Annotated in this window: 21 protein-coding genes and 3 pseudogenes; 7 read left to right on the top strand and 17 right to left on the bottom strand. The window is 65.9% G+C overall.

The annotated features are described in order from the left end of the window. The first annotated feature begins 36 nt into the window (after window positions 1-36). Window positions 37-774: an outer membrane protein gene (locus NWE53_RS19410; protein WP_265050999.1), complete on the top strand. Its 738-nt coding sequence runs from the start codon at window positions 37-39 to the stop codon at window positions 772-774. A gap of 204 nt (window positions 775-978) precedes the next feature. Here NWE53_RS19410 and NWE53_RS19405 read toward each other — a convergent pair whose 3' ends face one another. Next, a complete protein-coding gene (locus tag NWE53_RS19405; protein WP_265050998.1) occupies window positions 979-1,317 on the bottom strand; it encodes a hypothetical protein in 339 nt (112 codons plus the stop codon). Between the two features lie 263 nt (window positions 1,318-1,580). Beyond that, window positions 1,581-1,901, bottom strand: coding sequence for a hypothetical protein (locus NWE53_RS19400; protein WP_265050997.1), 321 nt, complete (start codon window positions 1,899-1,901; stop codon window positions 1,581-1,583). On the opposite strand from NWE53_RS19400, the gene NWE53_RS19395 reads away from it, so the two are divergent. Next, on the top strand, window positions 1,901-2,386 hold the full coding sequence (locus NWE53_RS19395) for a hypothetical protein (protein WP_265050996.1): 486 nt from the start codon (window positions 1,901-1,903) through the stop codon (window positions 2,384-2,386). The two genes, NWE53_RS19400 and NWE53_RS19395, sit on opposite strands and share 1 nt — an antisense overlap. A 123-nt stretch (window positions 2,387-2,509) precedes the next feature. Here NWE53_RS19395 and NWE53_RS19390 read toward each other — a convergent pair. From NWE53_RS19390 to NWE53_RS19380, 3 pseudogenes are all read right to left on the bottom strand, one after another. Beyond that, window positions 2,510-2,671 (bottom strand): annotated as a pseudogene (locus tag NWE53_RS19390) (helix-turn-helix domain-containing protein); the annotation flags it as partial. A 150-nt stretch (window positions 2,672-2,821) separates the two neighbouring features. Further along, window positions 2,822-3,037 (bottom strand): annotated as a pseudogene (locus tag NWE53_RS19385) (transposase); the annotation flags it as partial. A gap of 3 nt (window positions 3,038-3,040) precedes the next feature. Next, window positions 3,041-4,000 (bottom strand): annotated as a pseudogene (locus NWE53_RS19380) (IS481 family transposase); the annotation flags it as partial. A 258-nt stretch (window positions 4,001-4,258) separates the two neighbouring features. On the opposite strand from NWE53_RS19380, the gene NWE53_RS19375 reads away from it, so the two are divergent. Continuing rightward, window positions 4,259-4,846 carry a hypothetical protein gene (locus tag NWE53_RS19375; RefSeq protein ID WP_265050995.1) on the top strand — a complete coding sequence of 196 codons (588 nt, stop codon included), beginning with the start codon at window positions 4,259-4,261 and terminating at the stop codon, window positions 4,844-4,846. An 80-nt stretch (window positions 4,847-4,926) separates the two neighbouring features. Continuing rightward, a complete protein-coding gene (locus NWE53_RS19370; RefSeq protein ID WP_265050994.1) occupies window positions 4,927-7,320 on the top strand; it encodes an autotransporter family protein in 2,394 nt (797 codons plus the stop codon). Window positions 7,321-7,549: 229 nt separating this feature from the next. Here the strand turns inward: NWE53_RS19370 and NWE53_RS19365 are convergent, their stop codons facing one another. The 3 genes from NWE53_RS19365 to NWE53_RS19355 are packed head-to-tail and all read right to left on the bottom strand — an operon-like array spanning window position 7,550 to window position 10,736. Then, a complete protein-coding gene (locus tag NWE53_RS19365; protein ID WP_265050993.1) occupies window positions 7,550-8,554 on the bottom strand; it encodes an Hsp33 family molecular chaperone in 1,005 nt (334 codons plus the stop codon). Next, a complete protein-coding gene (gene argF / locus NWE53_RS19360; RefSeq protein WP_265050992.1) occupies window positions 8,554-9,477 on the bottom strand; it encodes an ornithine carbamoyltransferase in 924 nt (307 codons plus the stop codon). The genes NWE53_RS19365 and argF overlap by 1 nt, the downstream gene beginning before the upstream one ends. 38 nt (window positions 9,478-9,515) lie before the next feature. After that, a complete protein-coding gene (locus NWE53_RS19355) occupies window positions 9,516-10,736 on the bottom strand; it encodes an aspartate aminotransferase family protein (protein ID WP_265050991.1) in 1,221 nt (406 codons plus the stop codon). 543 nt (window positions 10,737-11,279) lie between these two features. Here NWE53_RS19355 and NWE53_RS19350 point away from each other — a divergent pair. After that, window positions 11,280-11,819, top strand: a complete 540-nt coding sequence (locus NWE53_RS19350) for a GcrA family cell cycle regulator (protein WP_265050990.1) — start codon at window positions 11,280-11,282, stop codon at window positions 11,817-11,819. Between the two features lie 194 nt (window positions 11,820-12,013). Here NWE53_RS19350 and NWE53_RS19345 read toward each other — a convergent pair whose 3' ends face one another. From NWE53_RS19345 to NWE53_RS19330, 4 genes are all read right to left on the bottom strand, one after another. After that, a complete protein-coding gene (locus NWE53_RS19345; protein ID WP_265050989.1) occupies window positions 12,014-13,057 on the bottom strand; it encodes an amino acid ABC transporter permease in 1,044 nt (347 codons plus the stop codon). After that, the gene (locus NWE53_RS19340; protein ID WP_265050988.1) at window positions 13,054-14,217 is read right to left on the bottom strand and encodes an amino acid ABC transporter permease; all 1,164 of its coding nucleotides are present in this window, start codon (window positions 14,215-14,217) and stop codon (window positions 13,054-13,056) included. The genes NWE53_RS19345 and NWE53_RS19340 overlap by 4 nt, the downstream gene beginning before the upstream one ends. A gap of 176 nt (window positions 14,218-14,393) precedes the next feature. Continuing rightward, a complete protein-coding gene (locus NWE53_RS19335; RefSeq protein WP_265050987.1) occupies window positions 14,394-15,425 on the bottom strand; it encodes an amino acid ABC transporter substrate-binding protein in 1,032 nt (343 codons plus the stop codon). A gap of 128 nt (window positions 15,426-15,553) precedes the next feature. Then, entirely contained in the window at window positions 15,554-16,429 is an 876-nt protein-coding gene (locus NWE53_RS19330) for a LysR substrate-binding domain-containing protein (RefSeq protein ID WP_265050986.1), read from the bottom strand. A 96-nt stretch (window positions 16,430-16,525) separates the two neighbouring features. Between NWE53_RS19330 and NWE53_RS19325 the strand changes: the two genes are divergently transcribed. Then, window positions 16,526-17,749, top strand: coding sequence for an MFS transporter (locus NWE53_RS19325; protein ID WP_265050985.1), 1,224 nt, complete (start codon window positions 16,526-16,528; stop codon window positions 17,747-17,749). 9 nt (window positions 17,750-17,758) lie between these two features. On the opposite strand, the gene NWE53_RS19320 is transcribed toward NWE53_RS19325, so the two are convergent. From NWE53_RS19320 to NWE53_RS19310, 3 genes are all read right to left on the bottom strand, one after another. Next, window positions 17,759-18,802, bottom strand: a complete 1,044-nt coding sequence (locus tag NWE53_RS19320; protein WP_265050984.1) for a GMP reductase — start codon at window positions 18,800-18,802, stop codon at window positions 17,759-17,761. Between the two features lie 139 nt (window positions 18,803-18,941). Beyond that, the gene (locus tag NWE53_RS19315) at window positions 18,942-20,033 is read right to left on the bottom strand and encodes a DMT family transporter (protein WP_265050983.1); all 1,092 of its coding nucleotides are present in this window, start codon (window positions 20,031-20,033) and stop codon (window positions 18,942-18,944) included. 324 nt (window positions 20,034-20,357) lie between these two features. After that, on the bottom strand, window positions 20,358-21,527 hold the full coding sequence (locus NWE53_RS19310) for a glycosyltransferase (protein WP_265050982.1): 1,170 nt from the start codon (window positions 21,525-21,527) through the stop codon (window positions 20,358-20,360). Between the two features lie 157 nt (window positions 21,528-21,684). On the opposite strand from NWE53_RS19310, the gene NWE53_RS19305 reads away from it, so the two are divergent. After that, the gene (locus NWE53_RS19305) at window positions 21,685-22,737 is read left to right on the top strand and encodes a glycosyltransferase family 2 protein (protein ID WP_265050981.1); all 1,053 of its coding nucleotides are present in this window, start codon (window positions 21,685-21,687) and stop codon (window positions 22,735-22,737) included. Between the two features lie 30 nt (window positions 22,738-22,767). Here the strand turns inward: NWE53_RS19305 and NWE53_RS19300 are convergent, their stop codons facing one another. Further along, the gene (locus NWE53_RS19300) at window positions 22,768-25,161 is read right to left on the bottom strand and encodes an exopolysaccharide transport family protein (RefSeq protein ID WP_265050980.1); all 2,394 of its coding nucleotides are present in this window, start codon (window positions 25,159-25,161) and stop codon (window positions 22,768-22,770) included. A 24-nt stretch (window positions 25,162-25,185) separates the two neighbouring features. Continuing rightward, a complete protein-coding gene (locus NWE53_RS19295) occupies window positions 25,186-26,247 on the bottom strand; it encodes an endo-1,4-beta-xylanase (protein WP_265050979.1) in 1,062 nt (353 codons plus the stop codon). Window positions 26,248-26,296 lie beyond the last annotated feature (49 nt).

The following is a 26,296-nucleotide window of genomic DNA, read 5'->3' as shown; positions in this document are numbered from 1 at the left end:
ACGGTTAGGCGGACGAAATCACCCTAGGAGAGTATTATGCGTCTAGGCCTCGTTTCCACTGCTGTGCTGGCAACCTGCCTGGCAACCTCGGCCTTCGCGGCCGATCTTCCCAGCCGCCAGGCCCCGCCTCCCGCTCCCGTCTACGTGCCCCTGTTCACCTGGGCTGGTCTTTATGTCGGTCTCAACGCCGGCGTGGGCTGGGCTGACTCGGGCGAGATCGGCGTCAACGGACCGACGGCCGCCTCTTCCGGCATCCTGAGCGGTGTTGGCGGTGGCGACGGCAGGTTCGTCGGCGGCGCCCAGATCGGCTATAACTGGCAGTCCGGCGCGATCGTCTACGGCCTCGAGACCGACATCCAGTATGTCGATGCAGGCGGTAGCGTGGCCTGGGGCCGCTATTCCTGGTGGGATGGCCGCGGCGGCGGTGACGGCGCCTATTTCGGCACTGTGCGTGCTCGCATCGGTTATGCCTTCGACCGAACCCTGGTCTACGTCACCGGCGGTCTGGCCTATGGCGGCCTGAACACCAACCCGCTGACCGGCAACACGACGAGCAACGCCGGCTGGACCGTCGGCGGCGGTGTCGAATACGCCTTCACCAACAACTGGACGGCCAAGATCGAAGGCCTCTACGTCGATACCGGCGAGGGCCGGCGCGCCCGATCCTTCGACAATGCGGCGGGCGGCGTGCTCCCGGCCGGAACCTATACCGCGGTCAGCAACGGCGGCGGCGGTGCCGGGCTCCTGCGCGTCGGCGTGAACTACAAGTTCTGAAGCGACAGCTTTGGACCTGCGAGCAGCCCGGCGCCTTGCGCCGGGCTGTTTTTGTAAGCCCAACAGAGTTGCTCGCTGGTTTGCCGGTCACCGGACCGGAGGCGGGGCGCCAGGGATCGTGTGAACCGTCTCAGGCCTGCCTCGTGGGAGACCGGCTTCATCCTCCCGCGTGGCGATCCTGAGCGGATGCAGGCGGGCCCCGCTTCACCAAGAGGGAGGCGTGGGCGGCACTGGCTGTCGAAACTCCGAGGATGATGTGGGCGCTGAGTCCGGCCCAGGCGCCTTGGCGATGGCGCCCGGATCCGGCACGGCCTTCGCCATTGCGATCGCGTCGCGCTCGATCGCGGCCGCAAGGAGGCAGTAATCGTTGAAGGAAAACAAGGCGCAGTGTTCGGCCTGGGACCACCTGCCGATCACCTCCCAGACGAGATCGTACTCCTCGCAGACGCCGCCAAACCTTCCGCCCCGCAGTCGCGCGAAGCCCTGGCGGAACTCGGGGAACCGAAGCATGAGACGGGCAAGCCCGCGTTCTTGGGCCGACATCAAGCGCTCACATGAACCATGGGGGACATAGGCAACAGCAGCATAGCAACGGCGGATGCAGCGACTATGTCAATTAACGCCATTCCCTTTGGGAAGATAGGCGCGACGCTGCGTCGACGGCGCACAATGCGAAGAGCCGCGCCGCCCAGTGCTTTTTGGGCCACGCCCAGCGCTTAAAAATGAACCGTCTGCGGATTGCCGATTGCGCTGATCAATCTCGCGCTGAAGTATCACGCGTAGGCAGTGAGTTCGACATGAGTAGATCAAAATCGTCCGAGGCGGAGATGGCGCGAGTCAACGGCCTTTTGATCCGAACAGCTATCGTGATCGTGGTCGGCGCGATCGTCTTCATCCCGCTCATCAGGTGAGCGAGTCAGCCGTTGCAGAACGCTGATGTCCGCGCCAGGATACATACGGCGAATGAACGGCTTGATCAGGTACTTGGTCACGAGTTCCAATCGATCGGCTTCGGGGACCGCCGGAGAGAGCCAGGCCTCGAAGCGAAATCCGAGGGGCTTTCGGCTCCCAACACCGGCCTCAACCAGGCCAAGGACATTCTCCTCGATACGGTCGGGGACTATCAATGACTATCGACGAAGAGGCGATGGCTCGAGCTCTCAGGCGCTTCCGCGCCAAGGCCGGCAAGAACGCACCGATCCCCAACCCAACCAATGCAGGCAAGGCGCGACAGATGTTCTGGGCGAGCCTGCTTCGCAATGCCAAGGAGGAGATCATCAACGAGCGCGCACAGGAGGCAATGGCCGTCCCCGCGCACAAGCACGCGCAGTCCTATGATGTGCTTACCGTCCGCGAGAATGGCCAGGAAAAGCGCTCACTGTTCACGGCGCGCCAACTGGCCGATCTCATTCAGGCAAACGGAATGGCCGAAGAGATCAGCCTTGCCGAGATCGAAGCTACAATCAAGGAGCACGGTTCGATAGTCTGCCGGCCCTCGGCACCCGGATCCAAGGTCCACATCGAGATCAGGCTTCGTAAGCGCAGCCTGCTTGACCACTTCCGCGCACTGCTGCGGATCGCGACGAACTACACCCAGCCCCCGGGCCAATAATCCCCAAGCCGACATTAGGGTGATGAATTTAGCGGCCACCGGCATTGGTCCTTGAGGCCATCCGTGCCCTCAAGCTTACCTTGCCCGGTAGCTTCTCCCCAACGCCACAGGTGGACCCGCGCGCTATAAGCCCCACTTTGCCAGCGCCGCCTCTGCCTCCGCGGGATCATCCTTCATCCGGTAGATCGTCTGCCGGGACAGACCGGTCGTCCTGGCAATGACGCTGACACCTGCATCCTGCGCCAGCAGGTCCCGCACGGTTTCCATTTGCGCCCGGGTAAAGCTCGGCTTGCGACCCTTGTAGGCGCTGCCATTGCTCGCCTTCGCATGCGATGCCGCCGCTTGTGCCGCCTTGGTGGCTTCCGCCTGCGCCTGCGTAGATAGCGTCCGTAGGAAGGGCCGAGGCGTGGTGTAATGTTCATCGCCGCCTTCGGCTTAGGCCGTCGACTCATTACCGCGTAGCCAGATCCTGACGCATGCGAGCTTGAGGCTTGCGAGGAAGTTCTCCGCGAGCTTGTCGTAGCGTGTGGCGACGCGGCGGAACTGTTTGATCTTGTTGAAGAAGCGCTCGATCAGGTTCCTGTCCCTGTAGAGGTGCCGGCTGAAGCAGATCGGGTCCTTCCGGTTGCTCTTGGGCGGGATGTTGGCCCAGGTGTTTAGTCCCGGCATTTGGTGGATTGGATCGAGGGTGAATTGTTCCGGCTCTGAAGTCCAGCGCTTGCAGATGAACTCGTAGGGCGTGAGGCCTTTGAGGGTCTTCAGGCGCCGGCCGAAATTGTAAGCTGAGACGAAGTCCTGGAGGTGACGATCGAGCTGGTCGTGGCTGTCGTAGTGATAGCGTTTGACGGTCGCGTCTTTGATCGTCCGGTTCATTCGCTCGACCTGCCCATTGGTCCAGGGATGGTTGATCTTGGTGAAGCGGTGCTCGATGCCATTCTCGCGGCAGCGCATCGCGAACATGTGGGTGATGTAACGGGCCGTGGGACCGTTGGCGTAGCGCGGCGGGAAGCGGAATTGGATGCCGTTGTCGGTCAGGATCGTATGGACCCTGTAGGGAACGGCTGCGATCAGGGCGACGAGGAAAGCTGAGGCCGTCACCCGGTTGGCGCTCTCCACCAGTTGCACGAAGGCGAATTTGCTCGTCCGATCGATCGCGACAAACAGATAGAGCTTTCCTTCGGCGGTCTGGACCTCGGCGATGTCGATGTGGAAGAAGCCGATCGGGTAGGACTTGAACCGCTTCTTCGGCTCCTTGTCGCCCTCGATCTCCGGTAGCCGGCTGATGCCGTGCCGTTGCAGGCAGCGATGCAACGACGAACGGGTCAGATGCGGGATCGTGGCCTGAAGCGCGTAGAGGCAGTCATCCAAAGGCAGCAGGGTATGTCGTCGAAAGGCGACGATGATCGCCTCTTCCTCGGCTGACAGAACCGTCGAAGCCGGCTGCTGCGGGCCCGTCGGCAGATCAGCCACCGAGGCCCGCTTCTTCCACTTCGCGACGGTCTTCTGGTTGATGCCGTAGCGCTTTGCCAGAGCCCTCAGGCTCGCTTGACTATGCTGTATCGCTCGACGGATCGCCTCCGTCGTTGTGGCGCTCCCGTGCAGAACCTGGCCCATAGTGCCTCCTTCCATCCGATGGAAAAGATCGCACCATCAAAACCTGGGATCAAACACCTAGCTTTCGGCGGAGACGTCTTATTGTCCTCAGTGCGGTTCCCGAATGTAACCTTGCCGCGATGCGGGTGAAAACTGATATCGTGGCCTGAGTGCTGGCGGCATGCCGGCGCATTTCCTATTTGTTAACCAAGGTGCGCGCCCTCTTGGACTCTGTCCAACGCGGATCGCCTGAATTCATCTCCTGTTTGGAATTATTGAATGACGCGGCGTGATTACTGGATCACCGACCCGGTCCTGAGTGCGCTTTTGCGATATCGGGCTTCCGTCATTGGCGGCAGTTGGAGATCAAGGGGCCTCCCCATTGCGACGTTCTCCGATCAGATGCATCCATCTCCCGCGTCGAAGAAACGCGGGCGCCAACATGTGACAACGCGGCTGATGCTTTCAGCCAGTGCTGCGGGAGCAGTTTGGATCTCTGCATCGTCGGCGCAAGCTCAATTGTGCCCAGTTATCAACTCCACAGTCGTGCGCTCCGGCAACGGCCAATGTACCATCGCGAACTCGACGCTTATCGGGAGTGACTTCACCTTTCCCTATCCCTTCCCCACCGTCGCGGCGAGCGATGGCGCCCAAATCACCACCAACACCAACAACGTCACAATAGCTCCGCAGAACGGAGGAACGATCGGGGTGTTGGCGCAAACCACAGGCACGATCACCCTCGGACCCGGATCAACCATCGGAGGCAATTTCACCACCGCCGCTTTGGCGCAAACGGGCGGCCAGATCATTTCCAGCCTGGATCGGCCATCAATCGCTCACAGGGCAACGGAGTCTCGGCCCTAAGCGCCACGGGGGGCAGCATCTTCGCAACCGGCCTCACCGTAAATATGAATGGCGGGGGAAATAACATTGGTGCCTCTGCCATGAATGCTGGCGTGGTTACGCTGGACACCACGAAGATCACCTACGCCCTTCCTGGCCAGAATCTTGGCGGCAGCAATATCGGACTTTCAGCAACGGGATTGGGTAGCCTAATCTCTGCGAACGGTACGGCCGTGACGATGGTGAACGTTGGTGGCAGCGACACAGGTGTTAGCGCCGCATCAGGGGCCCAAGTGACGCTAACCGGCGGCAGCATCACCATCGGCGGGGGCGGAGGTGGCGAAAGGGGGCTACGCTCGACCGACAGTGGCAGCCTCGTTTCGGCGACGAACACCGCAGTGAACGTCAGCGGCGCGGGCGGCAATGCAGGCGTTAACGCCGCGAACGGCGGTATCATTGAGACCTCCGGCGGCTCCGTTTCCGTGGTCAACGGAACGGGCGGCCTGGTCGAGAGCGGCGGTATCGTCAACATGAACGGGACCAACGTCACTGCGTCGGGCAGCGGTGGGTTTGGCTTCCAGTTCAGCAATGGCGCCGTCAATCTGCTGCGCTATGGCAGTGGCGTGATCGAAGCAAGCCAGGCTTCCTTTTCTGTCCAGGGCGCAACCGGCGACATCATCCTGGACGGGACCACTGCTGTCGCGAACAACAATACGTTGCTGGAGACGAACGGCGGCGGAAACACACTTTTCATCGCTCGGGGATCGAAGCTGCGAGGGGTCATCACCACGCCCGCCGGCAATACGAGCAATGTGACGCTTACTCAGGCCACTGTGCCCGCTGTGGCCACCGTCTGGACGATGACGGGAAACTCCACGGCAACATCAGTCACCAACGATAACAGCCAGATTATTTACAGCCCCCCGACGGGAGACCTGTCGCAACTCGCAAGCTATAAGACGCTGACGGTCAGGGATTATGTCGGCAGAGCCGGCTCAATCGCGTTGAACACATTTCTCGGGACGGACGGTTCACCGTCCGATCGGCTTGTCATCCTCGGTGGGCAAGCCAGCGGGACATCCGCACTCCTGGTCTCGAATACGATTGGCGCCGGAGATCTGACCCTCGGCAACGGCATTCTCGTGGTCGACGCGCAGAACGGCGGCACCACCAGCTCGGGAGCCTTCTCCTTGGGCAGGCCGGTGGTTGCAGGTCCATATGAATACACGCTGTATCGTGGCAGCACGGACACCTCGGGCCCCCAGAACTGGTATCTGCGCAATACTTCCACTCCGGGCCCCATTCCACCGGAACCGGGGCCCATTCCGCCGGAACCGGGGCCCATTCCGCCAGAACCGACGCCAATTCCACCGAACCCGACTCCGATTCCGCCAGCTCCTGCTCCGATCCCCAACTACCGCCGGGAGGTCTCCCTCTACTCGGCTCTTCCGTCGATGGGGCTGATCTATGGACGCACGATGATCGACAGCCTGCATGAGCGGGTCGGTGAACAGGGCATGCTGGAGGCGCCGCCCGTCACCGAGGAACGCACCATCTGGTGCAAGAACCCCGAGACGAACTTTCGCTGCACCACGACCCTGCGCCTACCCGTCAGCTCGGCTGCTGCCGGCCGCTCCTACACCGCCGCCGGCTGGGCCCGGATCATCGGCACCCACGGTAACCAGAATGGCGGTCGGGGGGGCATCTTCGGAAGCGGTCCGAATTTCGATTACGATATTTACGGCTTGCAGGCCGGCCTCGATCTTTATCGTAACTATAACGCCGACGGCAGCCGCGATCACGCGGGCATCTATGGCGCCATCGGCCGCATTCAGGGCGATGTTCGGCACTTTAATGGCATCAACGCCGGCACCAACACCATCGACGGCTATTCGATCGGCGCCTACTGGACCCACTTCGGTGCGTCAGGCTGGTATCTCGACGGTGTTTTGCAGGGCACATGGTTCGATGCCCAAGCCGACTCCAGGCGCCTGATCAAGCTCAACAGAGAAGGCTTCGGTTTCGCTGCCTCGTTGGAAGGCGGCTACCCGATCGCTCTTGGCAATGGCTGGATCATCGAGCCGCAAGCGCAGGTCATCTACCAGACACTGGTCAACGGCTCCGGCAATGACGGGGCGGCTCTGGTGCGCTTTTCGGAAGTCGAGTCACTGGCCGGACGGATCGGCGCTCGCCTCGCCAGAAGCTGGGCGCTCGAAGAGGGGACAACGACTTCCAAACCGCGCATGATGACCGCCTGGCTGAAGGCGAGCCTCTGGAACGAGTTCCTCGGCAGCCCCATGACCTCGTTCTCCTCGGCGACCGGCTTTATCCCCTTCCGCTCGGATCTTGGCGGAGCCTGGGGCGAGATCAAGGCCGGGATCGATGCGCAGATCACGAGGAACACCGCGATCTACGCCTCCGCCGGTTACTCGATCGGCCTCGATGGGCGCTCCCATGCCTATGATGGCCGCGTGGGCATCAAGTTTTCGTGGTAGCGGCAGAGGCCGGCCGATGAGAGCAGACGCGATATCTACCCCTGACGCTTACCCCTGCAACATACCCGTCACGGATTTGGCAGAGGTAGACCTCCGCATCGGCACCAATTGTCATCTAAAACCGCTCAGGCAAAGCGATCTCCGATTCGAGCTGCAATCGAGCTCCACCTGCGCTGAGATCCCGAATCACGCAGGCAATGGCAGAGGGGTTCCCGCGGTTCCGGTGCGCCTATGACCCCGCCGTAAGCCCGTCCTCGACCTCGGAGGGCTCGAAGCTGTAGCGCCGGGAGCAGAACTCGCAGGTGACGCCGAGCTTGCCGTCATCGGCGATCATCGCCTGGCGGTCGTCGGGCGAGAAGCCGCGCAGCATCGTCAGCACGCGCTCGCGCGAGCAGCGGCAGGCCTCATGGACAAGGACCGGCTCGAAGACGCGCGCCCCGCGCTCGTGGAAGAGCCGGTAGAGCAGGCGCTCGCTTTCCAGCATCGGATCGAGCAGCTCGTGATCCTCGACCGTCTCGACCAGCGAGCGCGCCTCCATCCAGGCATCGTCGCTGACGCCGTCCGGGTCGGCGTTGGCGAGGATTTCGTGGCCTTCCGGTGCGTCGCCCGGATGGATGTCGGCCGCGCGCAGCCGCTCCGGCGAATGCGGCATGAACTGGACGAGGATGCCGCCGGCGCGCCATTGCGGGCGGCCACCGGTCGTGACCGTGCCGACGCCGAGCCGGATGCGGGTCGGGATCTGCTCGGACTGGCGGAAATACTGATGCGCGGCTTCTTCGAGGCTCTGGCGCTTGAGCGCGACGATGCCCTGGTAGCGGGTCGTGGCCGTGCCCTGATCGACGGTCATGGCGAGATGCCCCTCGCCCAGCAACTCGCCGGTCGAGAGCTTGTCGTGGGCGATCGCCTCGGCGAGCTTGGCCTCGTCGATATGGGCTACCGCCCGGAAATTGTCGGGCGCGTTGAAGTCGACCACCATCATCGAGATGGCGCCGTCGCTCTTGGTCTGGAGCTGGAAGCGGCCATCGAACTTCAGCGCCGTGCCGAGCAGCACGGTGAGCGCCGCAGCCTCTCCGAGCACGCGCGAGACGGGCGCGGGATAGCCGTGGCGATCGAGGATCGTATCGATCGAGGCGCCCAGCCGCACCACGCGGCCGCGCACGTCGAGATCGGGCACGGCGAAGGGAATGACCCGATCGTCGAGCCCGGCGGTGTCGCCTGCGTCGCCCACGGCCATCAGGCCGCCACTCCGCCGAAGCACCAGGCAAGGATGCCCTTCTGCGCGTGCAGCCGGTTCTCGGCCTCGTCGAAGACGGCCGATTGCGGCCCGTCCATGATCTGGTCGGTGACCTCCTCGCCGCGCGAGGCCGGCAGGCAGTGCATGAAGATCGCGTCCTTTTCGGCGCGCTCCATCAGCCGCTCATCGACCTGGTATGGCCGCAGCAGGTTGTGGCGGGTGCCTTCGTCGTCGTCCCCCATCGAAACCCAGCAATCGGTGATGACGCAATCGGCGCCTTCGACCGCTTCCTCGGGACGATGGGTCAGCGAGAGCTTGGCGCCCTGCTTCTTCGCCCAGGCGATCAGGGCCGGCGGCGGTGCCAACTCCTCGGGCGTCGCGATCGACAATTCGAAGTCGAGCCGCCCGGCGGCATGGACCCAGGAGGTCAGGACGTTGTTGGTGTCGCCGGTCCAGGCGATGCGCTTGCCCGCGATCGCGCCCTTGCGCTCCTGGAAGGTCATGACATCGGCCATGACCTGGCAAGGGTGCTGGCGCTTGGTGAGGCCGTTGATCACCGGGACGGTAGCGTATTTCGCCATCTCGACCAGCGAATCGTGGTCGAGGATGCGGATCATGATCGCGTCGACATAGCGCGACAGCACGCGCGCGGTATCGGCGATGGTCTCGCGCTCGCCGAGCTCGATCTCATGACCGGCGACCATCATCGGCGATCCCCCGAGCTCGCGGATGCCGACGTCGAAGGAGACGCGCGTACGCAGCGAGGGCTGCTCGAAGATCATCGCGATGACCTTGCCCTCGAGCAGGCGGTCGCCGACGGCGGCGGGGGTACGACGTCGCGCCTTCATCTCCTCGCCGGCGCGCAGGATGGCGCGCAGCTCGCTGCCGGAGAAATCGGAGAGGTCGAGGAAATGGCGCGTCACGGGCGCTTCCTTCGCTTCGCGGGATGGATCGGTTGAGTTTATTCGGCGGCCGGACGCTTCAGCGTCGCCTCGACGGCGCCGGCGGTCTTGTCGAGCCGCGACACGGCCTCGGCGACATCCGCCTCGGTGATGATCAGCGGCGGCAGCAGGCGCACGACATTGTCGCCGGCGCCGACCACCAGCAGCCCGTGGGCGCGGGCCTCGTTGACGAAATCGGTGTTGGGCGTGTGCAGCTTGAGGCCCAGCATCAGGCCCTCGCCGCGGATGTCGGCGATGATGTCGGGATGCTTGTCCTTGAGCTCGGCGAGCGACTGCTTCAGCCGGAGCGCGATCTGGCCGACGCGCTCGATGAAGCCGGGCTCCAGCACCACGTCGAGCACGGCGTTGCCGACCGCCATGGCGAGCGGGTTGCCGCCGAAGGTGGTGCCGTGCGTGCCGAGCGTCATGCCCGATGCCGCTTCCTCGGTCGCAAGGCAGGCGCCCATCGGGAAGCCGCCGCCGATGCCCTTGGCGATCGACATGATGTCGGGCGTGACGCCGTACATCTCATGAGCGAAGAACTTGCCGGTGCGGCCGACGCCGGTTTGGATCTCGTCGAAAACCAGCATCAGGCCGTTCTCGTCGCAGAGATCGCGCAGCAGCTTGAGGAAGCGCGGCGGCACGGAGCGCAGGCCGCCCTCGCCCTGGATCGGCTCGATCATCAGCGCGGCCGTCTCCGGCGTGATCGCCGCCCGCAGCGCCTTCTCGTCGTCGAACGGCACCTGGTCGAAGCCGTCGACCTTGGGGCCGAAGCCGTCGATGTATTTCTGCTGGCCGCCGGCGGCGATGGTCGCCAGCGTCCGGCCATGGAAGGCACCCTCGAAGGTGATGATGCGGTAGCGCTCGGGATGCCCCTTCGCCGCGTGGTATTTTCGCGCCATCTTGATGGCGCACTCGTTCGCTTCGGCACCTGAATTGGTGAAGAAGACCCGCTCGGCGAAGGTCGCCTCGCAGAGCCTGCGGGCAAGGCGCTCGCCATCCGGCGCGCCGTACAGATTCGAGGTGTGCCAGATCTTGCCGGCCTGCTCGGTCAGCGTCTTGACCAGATGCGGGTGCGCATGGCCGAGCGCATTGACGGCGATACCGGCGCCGAAATCCAGATAGCGCGTGCCGTCGGCCGTGATGGCCCAGGGGCCTTCACCGCGCTCGAAGGCGACGGGGGCGCGGGCATAGGTCGGCACGAGCACGGACTGGCTGGCGGAAACAGGGGCGGGAGCCATGGAATGGAGATCCTCACGAAGGGGGACGGGGTGAGAACGGATTGGCGCTGAACTGAAGAACGACGATCCGGGATGGACGCTGCAGGTTGCAGCCATGATGAGACCCGGTGACGACGTTATCGTCGCACCCAGCTCCTGCCTTCTCGTCGCGCCGTCATCCGCATCGTTCGGGGCCTTGATCCGCAAACATAAGCGCCGCCCGAGCGGGCGGCGTCACCTTGTGGATAAATATGCTTAAGGCGGCCGGAACTGTCAATTCAAAGCCGTGGGCGACAGTGTTGCCAAAAGGATTCGCTTGACGGCCCAATCGCGAATCGCCTGGGGAAAAGCTGTTTTCGGATTCGCCGACTCTTGTTCGCGAGTCACCGCAGCTTGTATGGTCGTCCTCGTCAGATACGACATTTCGTGCGGCGTCCCCTGTACCGTCTGTAGCGGCAGCAACGGTTTTGTCTCAGCGACAAAGCCGCTGATCCCGGATTCCGTCACGAAGCGCCCTTAAAGGCGGGTTCCGCAAGGACCGGCCGGACAAGATAGGTGATGCGGATGAACGAAGCCGGAGCATGGACTGACGAGCGCGTCGAGCTGCTCAAGAAGCTCTGGAGCGACGGTCTGAGCGCGAGCCAGATCGCCGCCGAGCTGGGCAATGTGACGCGCAACGCGGTGATCGGAAAGGTTCACCGTCTCGGCCTTTCGGGCCGGGCCAAGAGCGCGGCCCAACCGGCCACGCCACGCAATGCCGCCCCCCGCAAGACGCCGACGCGCTCGCCGAGCCACCCCATGGCGGGGCCGGCCACCGCGACACGCGGCGCTCATGCGCTGGCGCCCGATTTCTCCCCGGAAGCCGAGACCGAAGCAGCCCCGGCTCCCTCGGAGGATGTGGTGATCCCGTTCTCGGAGCGCGTCACCATCATGGATCTGCGCGAGTATATGTGCCGCTGGCCGATGGGCGACCCGACGACGCCGGAGTTCCGCTTCTGCGGCGCGCGCTCGCAGACCGGCATGCCCTATTGCAGCCACCACTCGCGCATCGCCTACCAGCCCGCCGCCGACCGCCGACGCGACCGGAGCAAAGTGCGGGCCTGAGGCGGGAGCCACCTCGAAAGAGAAAAAACCGGCCTTCGGGCCGGTTTTTTGTTGAGTCGTAGAGAGCGCGTCATGATCGGGCTTGACCGACCATCTCTGGCCGAAGGAGGTCCCGGTGACCTCTCGTCACGAGATTCTCGGGTCTGCGCTTCGCTCCGCCCGAGAATGACGGCAAGTGTTCCGCGACGCCGCCGTTACAACCTGCGCCTGTTCTCCAGAGACCGGCTCCAGCGCGAGAGCGCGAAGCAGATCAGCCAGTAGATCGAGCCCGAGAAGACATAGGCCTCCATGTTCATGCCGACCCAGTTGGGATCGGCGAGAGAGGCCTGGGCGATGCCGAGCAGGTCGAGGATCGAGACGACCAGCACCAGCGTCGTGTTCTTGATCAGCGCGATGAACTCGTTGGTCATCGCCGGCAGCGAGATGCGCAGCGCCTGCGGCAGGATGATCAGGCCGGTCGCCTTCCAGTAGTTCAGGCCGAGCGCCGTCGCCGCCTCGCGCTGGCCCTTGGGCAGCGCCTGCAGACCGCCGCGCACGGCCTCCGCCATATAGGCGGCGATGACGAAGCCGAGCCCGATCACGGCGCGTGCCAGCCGGTCGATGCCGATGCCGCCGGGCAGGATCAGCGGCAGCAGCAGCGAGGCGAGAAAGATCACGGCGATGATCGGCACGCCCCGCCAGAACTCGATGAAGACGATGCTGATCAGCCGGATGACGCGCAATTCCGACTGGCGGCCGAGCGCGAAGAGAATGCCGAGCGGGATCGCGATCAGGCTCGCATAGATCGAGATGAACAAGGTGAGCATCAGCCCGCCCCATTCGCGGGTCTCGATATAGCGCAGCCCGAACCCGCCCGAGAGCAGCCAGATGCCGAGCGGCGGCAGCAGCACGAGCATGATGACGCCGAGCTTCAGCTTGAGCCGCTGCGGGGCGAAGACGACCGAGGCAATGCCCAGGACGAAGGCGATGCCGGCGATATCGACCCGCCAGCGCTGGTCCGGGGGATAGAGCCCGTACATGAACTGGCCGAAGCGGGCGCGGATGAAGACCCAGCAGGCGCCGCCCGGCGCACAGTCCGCCCGGGTCGTGCCTGTCCAGGTCGCATCGATCACCGCCCAGCGGATCAGCGGCACCGCCAGCCAGGCGATGACGAAGGCCAGCACCACGCTGACGAAGCCGGTGAAGGGCGTGCCGAACAGACGCTCGCGCCAGAGGGAGAGGGACGAGACGCGGTTCATCGCGTCACCAGGGCGATACGGGCGTTGTACCAGTTCATGATCGCCGAAACGGCCAGGCCGATGACGAGATAGACGGCGAGCGTCATGGCGATGATCTCGATCGCCTGGCCGGTGTTGTTGAGCGCCGAGCCCATGAACAGGCTGACCACGTCGGGATAGGCGATGGCCGCGCCGAAGGACGAGTTCTTCAGTACGTTGAGATACTGGTTGGTCAGCGGCGGGATCATTACGCGCAGCGCCTGGGGGATGGTGACGAGCCTCAGGATCTGGCCGGAGCGCAATCCCAGCGCCGATCCGGCCTCGGTCTGCCCATGCGAGACCGACTGGATGCCGCCGCGGACGATCTCGGCGATGAAGCCGGCCGTATAGGTGACGAGCGCCGCGAGCAGCGCGACGAATTCAGGGATGACGGCGAATCCGCCGCGATAGTTGAAGCCGCGCAGCGCCGGGACGTCCCAGCGCGTCGCCAGAGTGGCCCAGACGATAGCCAGCAGCGGCACGGCGAGCAGCAGGGCGAGGCCGACCCGCAAGGTCGGCGCGTGCAGCCCGGTGCGCTCCTGGCGGCGGCGCGCCCAGATCGCGAAGGCCCAGTAGGCGAGGACGCTGACGAGGATCACGAGGCCGGCGACGCGGAAATTCTCCAGCCCGTCCGGCAGCGGGATCGTCACGCCGCGATTGTTCAGGAAGGCGACGCCGAACAGGCTGATGCTCTGGCGTGGCGCCGGCAGGGCGGCGATGATGCCGAAATACCAGAACAGCACGAAGAACAGCAGCGGGATGTTGCGGACGAACTCGATATAGGCGCCGGCGATGGTCGATAGCAGCCAGTGCGTCGACAGCCGGGCAATGCCGACGACGAAGCCGAGCAGCGTCGCCAGCACGATCGCGATCACCGTCACCAGCATGGTGTTGGCGACGCCGACCCAGAACAGGCCGAGGATGTTGTCGGCCTGGGTGTAGCCGGTCAGGACGAAGGGCACCTCGATGCCCGAAGTGCGCCAGAGGAAGTCGAAGCCCGAGGCGATGCCGGCCTTGACCATGTTCTCCGAGGCGTTGCGCACGAAGAAGACGGTCATGCCGACGAGGAAGACGACGACCGCGATCTGGTAGATCCAGTCGCGGACGCGCTTGTCGTTGATGATGGACAGGGCTTTCGTCATACGCCTTGCCTGTCGAGAGTATCACGAGCGCGCGGTCATCCCGGGCGCGGCGAAGCGGAGACCCGGGATCCATGCCGGAACGGTCAGGCATGGATCCCGGATCGGCGCCGCTAGAGCGGCCTGTCCGGGATGATGGTGCGTTTCATCCGGTGGAGGAGAGGCTCTTCAAGCCGCTCTCACTGGAAGGGCGGGGTGAAGAGCAGGCCGCCCTTGGTCCAGAGCTGGTTCTGGCCGCGCTCGAGCTTCAGCTGCGAGCCCATGCCGACGGTGCGCTCGTAGCTCTCGCCGTAGTTCCCGACCTGCTTGATCGCGTTGTACATCCAGTCGTTCGACAGCCCCATCATGGCGCCGAAACCGCCCTCGGCGCCGAGCAGACGACGCACTTCGGTGTTCTTCGAGTTGGCCTTCATCTCGTCGACGTTCTTGGAGGCGACGCCGAGCGCCTCGGCCGCGATCGTGCCGTTCAGCACCCAGCGGACGATGAGCTGCCAGCGCTCGTCGCCCCAGCGCGTCACGGGCCCCTGCGGATCGTTCGAGATCGGCTGGGTCAGGATGACGTGCTCGTCGGGGTTCTTGAGCTTGGCGCGCTGGCCGGCAAGGGCGCCGACGCCGGCGGTATAGGCGTCGCAGCGGCCGGAATCATAGGCCGTGATAGCGTCGTCATTCTTCTGGAAATTGGTGATGGTGACCTTGAGGTTGCGCTCGCGGAACCAGTCGGCGGCGTTCTTCTCCTCGGTCGAGCCGGCGGCGACGCAGACCGAGGCGCCGTCGAGGCCGGCGGCTTCCTTCACGCCCGTCGACTTGCGGACGACGAAGGTCTGGCCCTCGTAGAAGTTGATGCCCTGGAAGTTGAGCCCGAGCGTCGCATTGCGCGAGAAGGTGATGGTCGAGTTGCGCGAGAGCACGTCGACCTGGCCCGATTGCAGGATCGGCCAGCGCTGCTGCACCGAGGTCGGCGTGTACTTCACCTTGGTGGCATCGCCGAGGACGGCGGCGGCCAGCGCCTTGCAGTAATCGACGTCGAGACCGCTCCATTCGCCCTTGTCGTTGGCGAAGGAGAAGCCGGGCAGGCCGAGATGCACGCCGCATTCGAGATTGCCGCGCGCCTTGACGGCATCCAGTGTCGGGCTCGGGGCGAGCTGCTGCGCCTGCGCGAACGAAACTCCGGCGGCGAGAACCGCCGCCACGCTCAAAATCCTGATCGTCATATCCGTCTCCCCGAAGCCATTGACGGCTCTCTATGCTGGAGACCGGACTATGCAACAGCCGCACCGAAAGCGATAGCGCCCGGAGAACCCGCGATCCGGCGGGGCAGCAAGCACCCTGCCGGACGCTGTCAGGAGGCCCGCGCCTCGGCGACGAGCCAGTCCCGGAAGCGCCGAACCGCCGGCTTCTGCAACGCCTCGGACGTGCCGACGGCGTAATAGGCGAGCTTCGTCGGCCACTGCACGGAAATGGCCTGGACCAACCGGCCATTGCGCAGGTCGTCATCGGCATAGACGTCCCGGACGAGCGCGATTCCCTGTCCGGCAGCTGCGGCCCTGACCAGCAGATGGTCGTCGGAGAAGGACGGCCCCTTCAACTCGCGCGGCGCCTCGACGCCCTGGGCCAGGAGCCAGAGCGGCCAGTCGGCGCGGTCGATGTCGTGCAATAGCGGGAAAGCCAGGCAATCCGCCGGCGAAACAATCGGAGGATGGGCGTCCAGCAGCGTGGGGCTCGCCACCACGATCAGCTCCGGTGCCATCAGCCAAGTGGTTTCGAGCCCGGGATAGTCTCCGAGGCCATGGCGGATCGCGAGATCGATCGGCTCCCGCTTCAGATCCACGACGCGGTTGTCGGTCTCGAGCGCGATATCGATCTCGGGATGGAGCCTTGAAAAGCCGGCGAGGCGCGGCACCAGCCAGTTTGCGGCGAAGGAGGCCATCGTCGTGATCGTGACACGGCGCGACGGCGAGGCCGACAGCTCCCGGCTGACCTCCTCGATCCGGCGGAACGGGCCGTCGAGCGTGTCCAGCAGCTTGCGGCCCGCGCTCGTCAGTTCGACGCCGGCCTGCGTCCGCGTGAACAAGCGACGCCTGGCGCCTTCCTCCAGCTCCCGGATGCGCTGGCTGATCGCGCCCGGCGTCAGCGCCATCTGCTCGGCCGCATCGCGCATCCGGCCAGAGCGGGCGACGGTGACGAAGGTCTGCAGCAGCGAGAGGCGGATGGTCATGGCATTGTTTAGCACAGCTAAACACCGAAGGTGAAACCATCGTTTGCCGGCAGAGGTGCGTTGCGGAATGGCTAGCTGATCATCCGAGGACAGATCATGGCTCCCGCTCGCTCTCCTTCGCCCTTCCTGCGCTGGCTTCTCGTCGGCTTCGGCTTCCTGGCGCTCGCGATCTCGTTCTCGGCGCGGGCGACGCTCGGGCTGGTTATGCCGCTGCTGATGCAGGATTTCGGCTGGTCCCGCAGCTTCATCTCCGGCGCCGCAGCCGCGACCTTGCTCGTCATGGCGCTGACCGCCCCTTTTGCCGGGCATGCCGCCGACCGCTACGGCGTGCGCGCCACCCTCACCTTCGGCCTGCTGCTGGTCGGCATCGGCTGCCTGCTCGTCGCCTCGACCAATAGCCCGGTCGTCTTCCTGCTCGGCTTCAGCGGGATCGCGGCGATCGGCTTCGGCTTCGTCGCGACCCATGTCGTCTCGACGGCGGTCGCCCGGCTGTTCGACGCGCAGCGCGGGCTTGCCACGGGCATCGCGACATCAGGCGCGACCGGCGGGCAATTCCTGATCGTGCCGCTGGTCGCCGTGCTGCTGGCGACCTTCAGCTGGCGCTGGAGCTTCCTGGCGATCGGCATCGCCTGCCTGGCGCTGGCGCCGCTGTTGTGGTGGACCCTGTCGGCCAAGGACGCTCCAGCCGCGCCGGTGCGTCGACCTGAGTCCCACACGCTATCGACCGATCTGCGCTTCGTACTGCGCCAGCCGGCCTTCCACATCCTGTTCTGGAGCTTCCTGATCTGCGGCTACACCACGGCCGGCGTGATCGAGACCCATCTCATTCCCTATGCCGCCTATTGCGGCTTCGGCCCGGTCCCGAGCGCGGCGGCCTATGGCATCCTCTCGGCGGTTAATCTCGCCGGCATGGTCGGGGCTGGCTGGCTGACCGACCGGATGAACCGCGTCGCGCTGCTCGGCTCGATCTATCTCCTGCGCGCCCTCACCTTCCTCGTATTGATGCGCGTCGGTGCCGATTACGAGATGCTGGTGACCTTCGCCGTGCTGTTCGGCGCCGTCGACTACGCCACGATACCTGTCACCGCGAGCCTCGCCGCCAGCCATCTCGGGCTGCGGGTGATGGGTCTGACCATGGGCCTGATCTCGGCCGGCCATTCTGTCGGCGCCGCGGCCGGCGCCTTCATGGGCGGCTATCTCGTCGACATGAGCGCGCGCTACGACGCGGTCTGGCTCAGCGCCGTCGCCTTGTCGCTGGGCGCCGGCGCGATGGTGTTCCTGATGCGCGAGCAGCCGAAGGCCCAGCCCGTTCCGGCCTGAGCTGCAGGGTCAGTTGCCGAACACCGTGTTGAGCTGGCTGCCGACCATGATGAAGGTGGTGCGCTTGGGCACCTCCTTGAGGCTGACCGCGCCGATATAGGTCATCGCCGAGCGCACGCCGCCCATCAATTCCTGCATCGTGTCGGCGACGGGGCCGCGATAGGGCACCTCGACCGTCTTGCCCTCGGATGCCCGGTATTTGGCGACACCGCCCGAATACTTCTTCATCGCCGTGTCGGAGGACATGCCGTAGAAGGTCATCGCGACCGGCACCTTCTCGCCGTCGTGTTCCTCATAACGGATCTCGCCCTCGCATTCGTCATGGCCGGCGAGCATGCCGCCCATCATCACGAAATCGGCGCCGCCGCCATAGGCCTTGGCGACATCCCCCGGCACGGTCAGGCCGCCATCGCCGCAGACGAGGCCTTTCAGCCCATGGGCGGCATCGGCGCATTCGATGATGGCGGAGAGCTGGGGATAGCCGACGCCCGTCATCTTGCGGGTGGTGCAGACCGAACCCGGCCCGATGCCGACCTTGACGATATCGGCGCCGGCCAGCAGCAGCGCCTCTGTCATATCGCCGGTGACGACGTTGCCGGCCATGATCGCCGCATCCGGAAAGGCGGCGCGCGTCGCCTTCACGGTATCGACGAATTTCTCGGTATAGCCATTGGCGACATCGAGGCAGATCTTCCCGATCGGCGACTGGGCGTGGACCGCCTTCAGCTTGTCGTGGTCGGCATCGGTGGTGCCGAGCGAATAGAAGGCGTTGGCCGATTCAGGCTCGCGGAAGAAGGCGATCAGCTCCTCGGCGCTGTAGTGCTTGTGCAGGGCGACCATCGCACCGTGCTTCAGAAGCGCGCGCGCCATCGCCATGGTGCCGACCACGTCCATATTGGCCGCGATCAGCGGGAAGCCTTTCCAATCCTTGCCGGTATGCGGGAAGCGGAAGCTGCGCTCGACATCGACATGGGCGCGGCTGCCGAGCGTCGACCGCTTGGGGCGAATCAGGACGTCGCGAAAGTCGAGCTTCGGATCGTTCTCAATGCGCATGATCTGGCCTCTGGGTGCCGGTTCGGCCGGCTGGCTCGCCGAATGCCGCGATCAGGGTCGCGCGGCGCACGCGGGAGAGGCGTGCGCCGATTCATAGCGCCCGGCTCGCCGTCGGCGCAATCCCGCGTCGGGGTCCGGCTCAGGCCGAGGCCGGCGGCACGGCGGCGACCCGCGCATTCTTGCGGATAGTATAGAGCGTCGCCCCGATCACGATGGCGGCGCCGATCCAGGTGGTAATCGCCGGAATCTCGGCGAAGAAGACGAAGCCGGTGAAGCTTGCCAGCAGCAAGCGACTGAAGTCGAGCGGCGCCAGCGCCGCCGCCTCGCCGACCTGGTAGGCGCGGGTGATCAGCCACTGCCCGGCGGTGCCGAACAGGCTGAGGGTGATCAGCCAGAACCACTGGTTCGGCGTCGGCGGCTGCCACCAGAGCCAACCCGGCACGGCCAGCAGGGCGATCAGCACGATGCCCTGGTAGAGCAGGATCGTGTCGGTGCGCTCGCTCGAAGCGAGCTTGCGGACGCTGACGGTGATGCCCGCGCCGAAGATGGCGCCGGCGAGCGAGAGCAGCGCGTAGGTATCGAGCCCGTCGCTGCTCGGCCGCAGCATGATGAGCACGCCGATGAAGCCGATGATCGTCGCGGCCCAGCGGCGACCGTCGACCGCCTCCTTCAGCACGAGCACGGCGGCGATCGTGACGAACAGCACCTGGCTGAAGCCGATGGCGGTCGCCTGGGCGAGCGGTATCTTCACAACGGCAGTGAAGCCGCAGAGCATGGAGAGCAGCGTGATCACGCTGCGGAAGACCTGCAGGCCGAGCCGCTCGGTGTGCAGCGCCTGCCGCAGGCTGCCGGCCGCGAAGGCGAGCAGGATCGCCGTCATGATCACCTGCCGGATCAGCAGAATCTGCGCCAGCGGGACGGCCTGCCCGACATGCTTGATGCCGGCGACCATCACCGCATAGACCAGCAGCGCCGAGAGCATGAAGACGGAGCCGCGCAGATTCGGGCTCGCGCCGCGCCACCAGTGCCGCAGCCGGCGCCGACGATGGGCGAGCCAGTTGGCGGCTCCCGTGTCCGGCCCATCAGGCACGTCCGAGAAAACGATCGGCGTGCGCGCTTCGATCTGGATATCGGGGCGGGGCGCCGGTGAGGCCGCCGGCTCCTGCCAGGTGGGCGCGTCGTCTTCCGAACCTGATCGGCTTTGCCGACCGGTCTGCCGATCCTCGCTCATCGCCCCTCGACCCGGCCGGCATCGAAGACCGGTCCCGCGTTTCGTCCCAAGCCCAAATCATTGATGAATCGCGGCATTCCGGCCAATGACAAAGTCACATGACCGGGTTGTGCCGATGGCGCGACGGAAGCCGAGACTGCATTGCCGGGAACCGCTCGAACGGGTTCTGGGAGGGCGCACGTCGCAGGATCACGAGGCCCGCGCTGCGGGCACTGCGCCGAGCCGTTTCCCCTCTCGCGGGCTGATTGTTCATGTGGGCTGGCCGAAATGAGCCTGATCCGCGGCCGCCGACGTGAAAGGTCTGCCCCGTCGAAGTAGAGCCGCTCAGCCTGTCGCAGCGGCGAGGCCGCGCGCCAACCCTTGCGACAGGGCGCTGCGTTGGCCAGCAAGGAAATCCGCACCATCGATACGCTGCCGATCGCCGACATGGATGATGGCAAGGCGCGCCGCCAGAGCCGCGGCAAAATCCTGCGGGGTGTCGGCCAGCGTGAAATTCGCCGGCAGGTCGGAGAAGCCGCGGCAGGAGAGCGAGGTCGCCACCGCCGGCAGGCCGAGCTGCAGCGTCTCGACCGTCTTGAGCTGGACGCCCGTGCCCGCCCGGCTCGCCAGGGCGACAATCCGGCAGGAGCGTAGGAAGGCGGCAGCGCTCGGCACGCGCCCGACGAGCGTGACATTGAGCGGCGTGCGCAGCTCCGGCGGCACGCGCCCGGCGACGGCGATGCGCAGCCCTTCCGGCAGCAAGGGGCAGACCTCGCGCAGGAACCAGTCGAGGCCGACCCGGTTGGGTTCCCAGGTCCAGGTCCCGACCAGGCCGATATCGAAGGCCGGCGGTTCATCGAGCGGAGCGGCCGAGGCTTCGACAGCTTCCGCGCCGAGCAGCGGCAAGGCGCTCGATTTATCCTGATATTCCGGCCCGAGCACTTCTCGATCCTCTTCCGCCAAGGTCCAGATGAAGTGCGCCTGACGCCAGAGCCTGCGCTCGATCGCTTCGAGCAGCCTCGCCTCGCGTGCAAAGAGCCGGCGCATGATCGGGCCGCGCGCCGTTTCGGCGTTCTGGCGGGCCGAGACGTACTCGATGTTGTGCTCGACTACGATGCAGGGGGCGAGTTGCAGCAACTCGGGAAAGGCGCCGGGCAGCAGCACTGAATTCAGGATGATGGCGTCGAAAGCGCCTTGGGCCCGCACTGTCTCGACAAGGCTCCCGGCGCCCGCCAGCCGAAGCTTGGCGCAGGCGACGGGCAGGCCGGAACGGAGCGCCGACACGAGCCAGCGCAGCCTTGTTGAGGGCGGAACCGCGGCATTCTCGATGTCTACCTGCGCGACGACGACCGCCCTCTCCGGATCGGCGGGCTTCTCTCCCGGCCGTAGGAAGCCGATCGCCGTCACGTCGTGGCCGGCCTCGCGCAACGCCGAGAGGATCGCGGCATTGGCGATCTCGAAGCCGGTGTCCGGCCGCGGGACGGGAATGAGGGAGGTGAGGAATGCCAGGCGCAAGGAAAGACTCGTCTGTCGATGGCCTTCAGTCTTCTCATTGCCTTTGCGGGTCAAGCGTCGTCGCCGGCTATGCTCAACGCCGGCTACCCGGATCTGCCGTTCTTTCCGCAGCCGGACATACCGAACCTTAAGCCGCGACAGCTTAAAGCTGACAGCCATGACGACAGCCGACGACAGGGGCGCAATGGCGGAAAAGGCTTCGCGAACGGATCGCGGGCCGCGTTTCGACACGCCTGAAAGCTTCGCGGTGATCGCGCAATCACCGCCGGAGGCGCTTGCGAGCGTCGAAAGCGTCGTCTGCGTGCCGACCTTCAAACGCCCCGACCTGCTGGAGGCGACCCTGCGCTCGCTGGCCGGCCAGCAGGGCGGGCACGACTTCGCAATTATCGTCGTCGAGAACGAAGGCCTCGAACGGGCCGGCGCCGCGCGGGCGGCCGCGCTGCATGCGGCGGGACTGTTCAAGGGCCTGGTGATCGTCGAGCCGCGGCAGGGCAACTGCAAGGCCTATAACGCCGCCTGGCGCTGCGCGTTGACGCGCTTTCCGGCTCTTAAGCAGGTCCTCGGCATCGACGACGACGAGGAGGCCGAGCCCGGCTGGCTCGATGCCTTCCTCAAGGCTGCCGCCACCGCCCCTGCCGCGCTGTTCGGCGGTTCGGTCACGCCCGTCTTCGCCGATGCGTCGCGTAGCTGGCTCTCGGCCCATCCCGTCTTTCGCTCGCATTACAGCGTCTCTGGCCCGGTGCCGATGCTCTATTCCAGCGCCAACTATCTGATCCGGCGCGAGGTGCTCGAGCGGCTCGGCTTCCCCATCCTCGACGAGAGCTTCGATTTCACCGGCGGGGGCGATACGGATTTTTTCACGCGTGCCAAGGCCGCCGGCTTCCGCTTCTGGTGGGTGCAAGAGGCGGCGCAGCGCGAGACGATGCCGGCCCGGCGCAGCGAGTTCGGCTGGATTGCGGCGCGGGGCTTGCGCAATGGCGCGATCTCCGCCGCGATCGAGCGACGGCAGCATCCCGGCCTTCACGGCCGGTTGCGGGTGCTGGCGAAGTCTCTGGCACTCCTAGGCCCGTCGGTGCCGCGCGGAATCGCCCTCGCCATTCAGACCCGCTCCGGCCTCATCGGCCTTTATCACGCACAGGTCGCGCTCGGCCGGCTGATGTCGGAATTCGGCGTCGCAAACGAGCAGTATCGCAAGCCCGAGAAAAACTGACGCGGGCTCTCCGCGCCACATGCGCGGCGTTCAAACGCCGTTGAGCACGATGCCGCGCAGCTTGCCGGCCTGTGCGCCGAATTCCTTGCGCCACTCCTCGATCTGGGCCGGGACCGGCTTGCTCCCGCGGACGACCAGCACGATGTCGTCCGCCGCCTCGGCAAAGCGCCGGCTGAGACCATCCGAACCCAGGCTGCCGCCATCCACAATGATCGGCCCGAAGCGGCGGGCCGTGCCGAACAACTCGCTCTGGATCGCGCCGGAGAGTGACGAGGGCAGTCCGCCCGCACGAGGCAGGAAGGCCAGGCCCGTGCCCTCGTCCTTCAGAATCGCCCGCGTCAGCGCAAGCCTGCCGCCGAGCACATCGCCGAGGCCGGCCGGGGCATCGGCCGCGAAGACACGGGTCAAGCCCAACGTGCCGTCTCCGGCATCCACGAGCAGCGCCGGCAGGCCGGATTGAGCGGCATCGAGCGCCAGGTTGAGGGCCAGCGTGGTTGTGCCCGCCTGCGGCTGCAGGCCGAGGACGAGAATGCGCCGCTCCCGGCCCTGTCCCGCCCGTGCCAGTTCGGCCCGGATCGCGGCGACCGCCTTGGCGAAGCCGGCCTGCGGCTTGTCGATGACATCGACGAGATGGGCCTGCGACTGAAAGACCGAGCGCAGCTCGACAGGGTCGCGGCGCCAGCGGCGGTGACGAACCGGCGGAATCGAGCCGAGCATCGGTGTTGGTGCTGCCGCCGAGGGAGCCTCGACGCTGGCGGCCGCCGGGCCGCCCTGGATTGCCAGGAGCCGGCGCAGACCTGCCCTGCTCAATGCTCCCGCTTTGGGAGAGGTTGCCGGCTGCGGGTCCGGTGACGCCGTCGCAGCGCGAGGCGGTGGCGGCGCAGGAGCAGGCGCTGCTTCCGGCTGCTCCTCGGGTGCGGCCGACACAACAGGACGAGGCACACGCCGCCAGAACGGCTTGCGCGGCGGGCGCTCGCTCTCCGGCGTCGGCCTGGGTACGGCGAAAAGCGCCAGGCCGAGCGCCAGAACGGCTCCGGCGCCGCCACCGCCGATCAGGCCGATCAGGGCGAGCGTCCGGCGGCTGATTCCGCTCTTCTCCAGCGGCGGCATCGCCGGGCTGATGACGCGGGCATTGGTGGTGTCGATGCCGCCCAGCTCGCCCGTTTCGCGGGCGCGCCGCAGGAAGGCGTCGTAGATCGCGCGCGAGGACTCGACCTCGCGATCGAGCTCGCGCAGCTGCACCGAAGCGCGACCGGCTGCGTATTGGCCGGTCGTGAGCTGGTCGACACGGCGGGCGAACTGGCGCTCGGCTTCGGCGGCACGGTCATACTCCGCCTTGGCGGCTCGGGCGATACGCGTGAGCTCGTCGGCGATCTGGCGACGAGCGTCCCGGACCTGCGACTGGGCGGCAACCAATGCCGGGTGGCGCGCACCCAGCGAAGCGAGAAGATCGGCTTCCCGCGCCAGCGCAGCTCCGAGCTGGGCACGCAGGGCGGTCATGGTGTTGGAGGCGACGGCCTCGGGAAAAGCGCCGGCCTCGACACTGGATGCGCGCGTCGCGGCGATCTGGTCGTATTTGGCCTTCGCTTCCGTCGTCCGCGTCCGGGCCGCGACGAGCTGGGCCGCGTTGAGCGAAAGCTGCTCCTCGCTCAGCGAGCGGCCATTGAGGCCGACGATATTGTTGGCCTCCTTGTATTTCTCGGCCTTCTCCTCGGCAATGCGCAGCCGGTTGCGCAGCTCCTCCAGCCGGCCCGTCAACGACGCGGTCGCGCGCTGCGCCGCTTCGGAGCGGACGGCCGCCTGATCTTCGAGATAGGCTTCGGCGAGCGCATTGGCGATCTTCGCGGCTTTGTCGGGATCACTCGCAGTGACGGCGATATCGATGACAAAGGTGCGTTCGCCGCGCCGGACGGTGACGTTCCGGTCGAGCGCCGCGAGCGCATAAAGCACCGCGTTCGGCGAGGGAGCGGTATCACTGCCGCCCAGCAGACGGGAGAGGAAGCCGCGCGAGGCGCCACCGAAATCGGGATCCCTGTCGAGGCCGAGCCGCTCGACGACGCGCGACTTGATGCTGTCCGAGGCGATCACCCGCGCCTGGCTTTCGAGATAGCCGGTGATCGAGGTCGGATCGCTGCCGACCGAACTGGGCGAGACGTCGTTCTGCAGCACGCGCAGGTCGCGCGGATCGATGAAGAGCTGCGCCGTCGAGACGTATTTCGGCGTCATCAGCAGGCCGGCGACCACCGCAAGGCCGAGGCCGAGCAGGGCCATCAGCAGGATCAGCCCGCGCCGGGTCCATAGCGTCGCCGCGATCCAGGCGGGATCGGCCAGTTTCGCGAACTGCGCAGAGACGGGCGCAGACGGCCGCTCTGGGCGATCCGGTGCCTCCTGTCCTCTGTTTGCGGCGGGCTCGGTGGTGAACATGACGCTACGCTTCACTGTTCCTCATCAGGCCGTCCCGCGCCGATAGCCTTCGAGCACCGCCAGCATCGGCTTTGGCCGATAGTCGGCATCGAGCGGCAAGGGCCGGGCGCGGGCACTGTCCTTGCGCGGGAAGGTCTCGTGAACCCAGGAATAGCGATCGGTGAGACCCCAGGTGACGATCGCCTTCGGCCGCTTCGCCGAACAGACGGCACCGAGGAAGGTCGAGACCAGCGCCGCCGCCGTCTTGTCGCGCTGGCCGGGATCGGGCGGCAGCTTCCAGTCGATGACGTCGAGCTCGGTGATCTCGACATCGAGATCGAGCGCGTCGAGATCACGCATGAAGCGTTGCAGACCGTCCACGTCGATGCCCTTTTCGGCATAAAGATGCGCCTGCATGCCGATGCCGTGCACCGGGATGCCCTTGTCCTTCAGGCGTCGGCAGATATCGAGCGCGACCTTGCGGCGGGCGGCTGCACCCGGCACCGGCTCCTCGAAATGGAAATCATTGAGGACGAGGCGCGCCTTCGGGTCGGTCCGGGCCGCCGTGCGGAAGGCGATGTCGACATGCTCCGGGCCCAGCAGGCGCTGCCAGATCGTGTCGCGATAGGGTTCGCCGGGCTGCGGATCGTTTTTGATGACTTCGTTGACCACGTCCCAGGTCGCGATGCGGCCCTTGTAGCGGTCGACGACGATCTCGATGTGGTTGACGAGCTCGCGCTCGGCCTCGGCCCGCGTCGTCATCTGCTTGGCCCAGGGCGGCAGGGCCTCTCCCCACAGCAGCGTATGGCCGCGCAGCGATTTCCGATTGGCTTCGGCGAAGGCAACGAGCTCGTCGGCACCGGAGAAGTCGAAACGCGGCTGATCATGGCGCAGCGCCTCCCACTTCAGGTCGTTCATCGGCACGATCACGTCGCAATAGCGCGTCAGCGCCTCGCGATAGCGCGGGTCCTTGCGAAACGTATCGATCTCGGCGGCCGAGCCGAATGGGATCGGCTGTGGTGCAGCCGTTGCCGAGCCGGAGCCGGCCGCGGCGCCGGCGGCGACCAAAGCAGCCGCTCCCCGCAGCGCCATGCGCCGCGTTGGCATAGCTCCAGTCCGGACCACTTCGGTTTCCTGCATGAAAAAGGAACGCCTT

This window comes from Bosea sp. NBC_00550, assembly GCF_026020075.1.
GTDB lineage: Bacteria > Pseudomonadota > Alphaproteobacteria > Rhizobiales > Beijerinckiaceae > Allobosea.
This window is presented reverse-complemented; position numbering and strand designations above follow the sequence as displayed.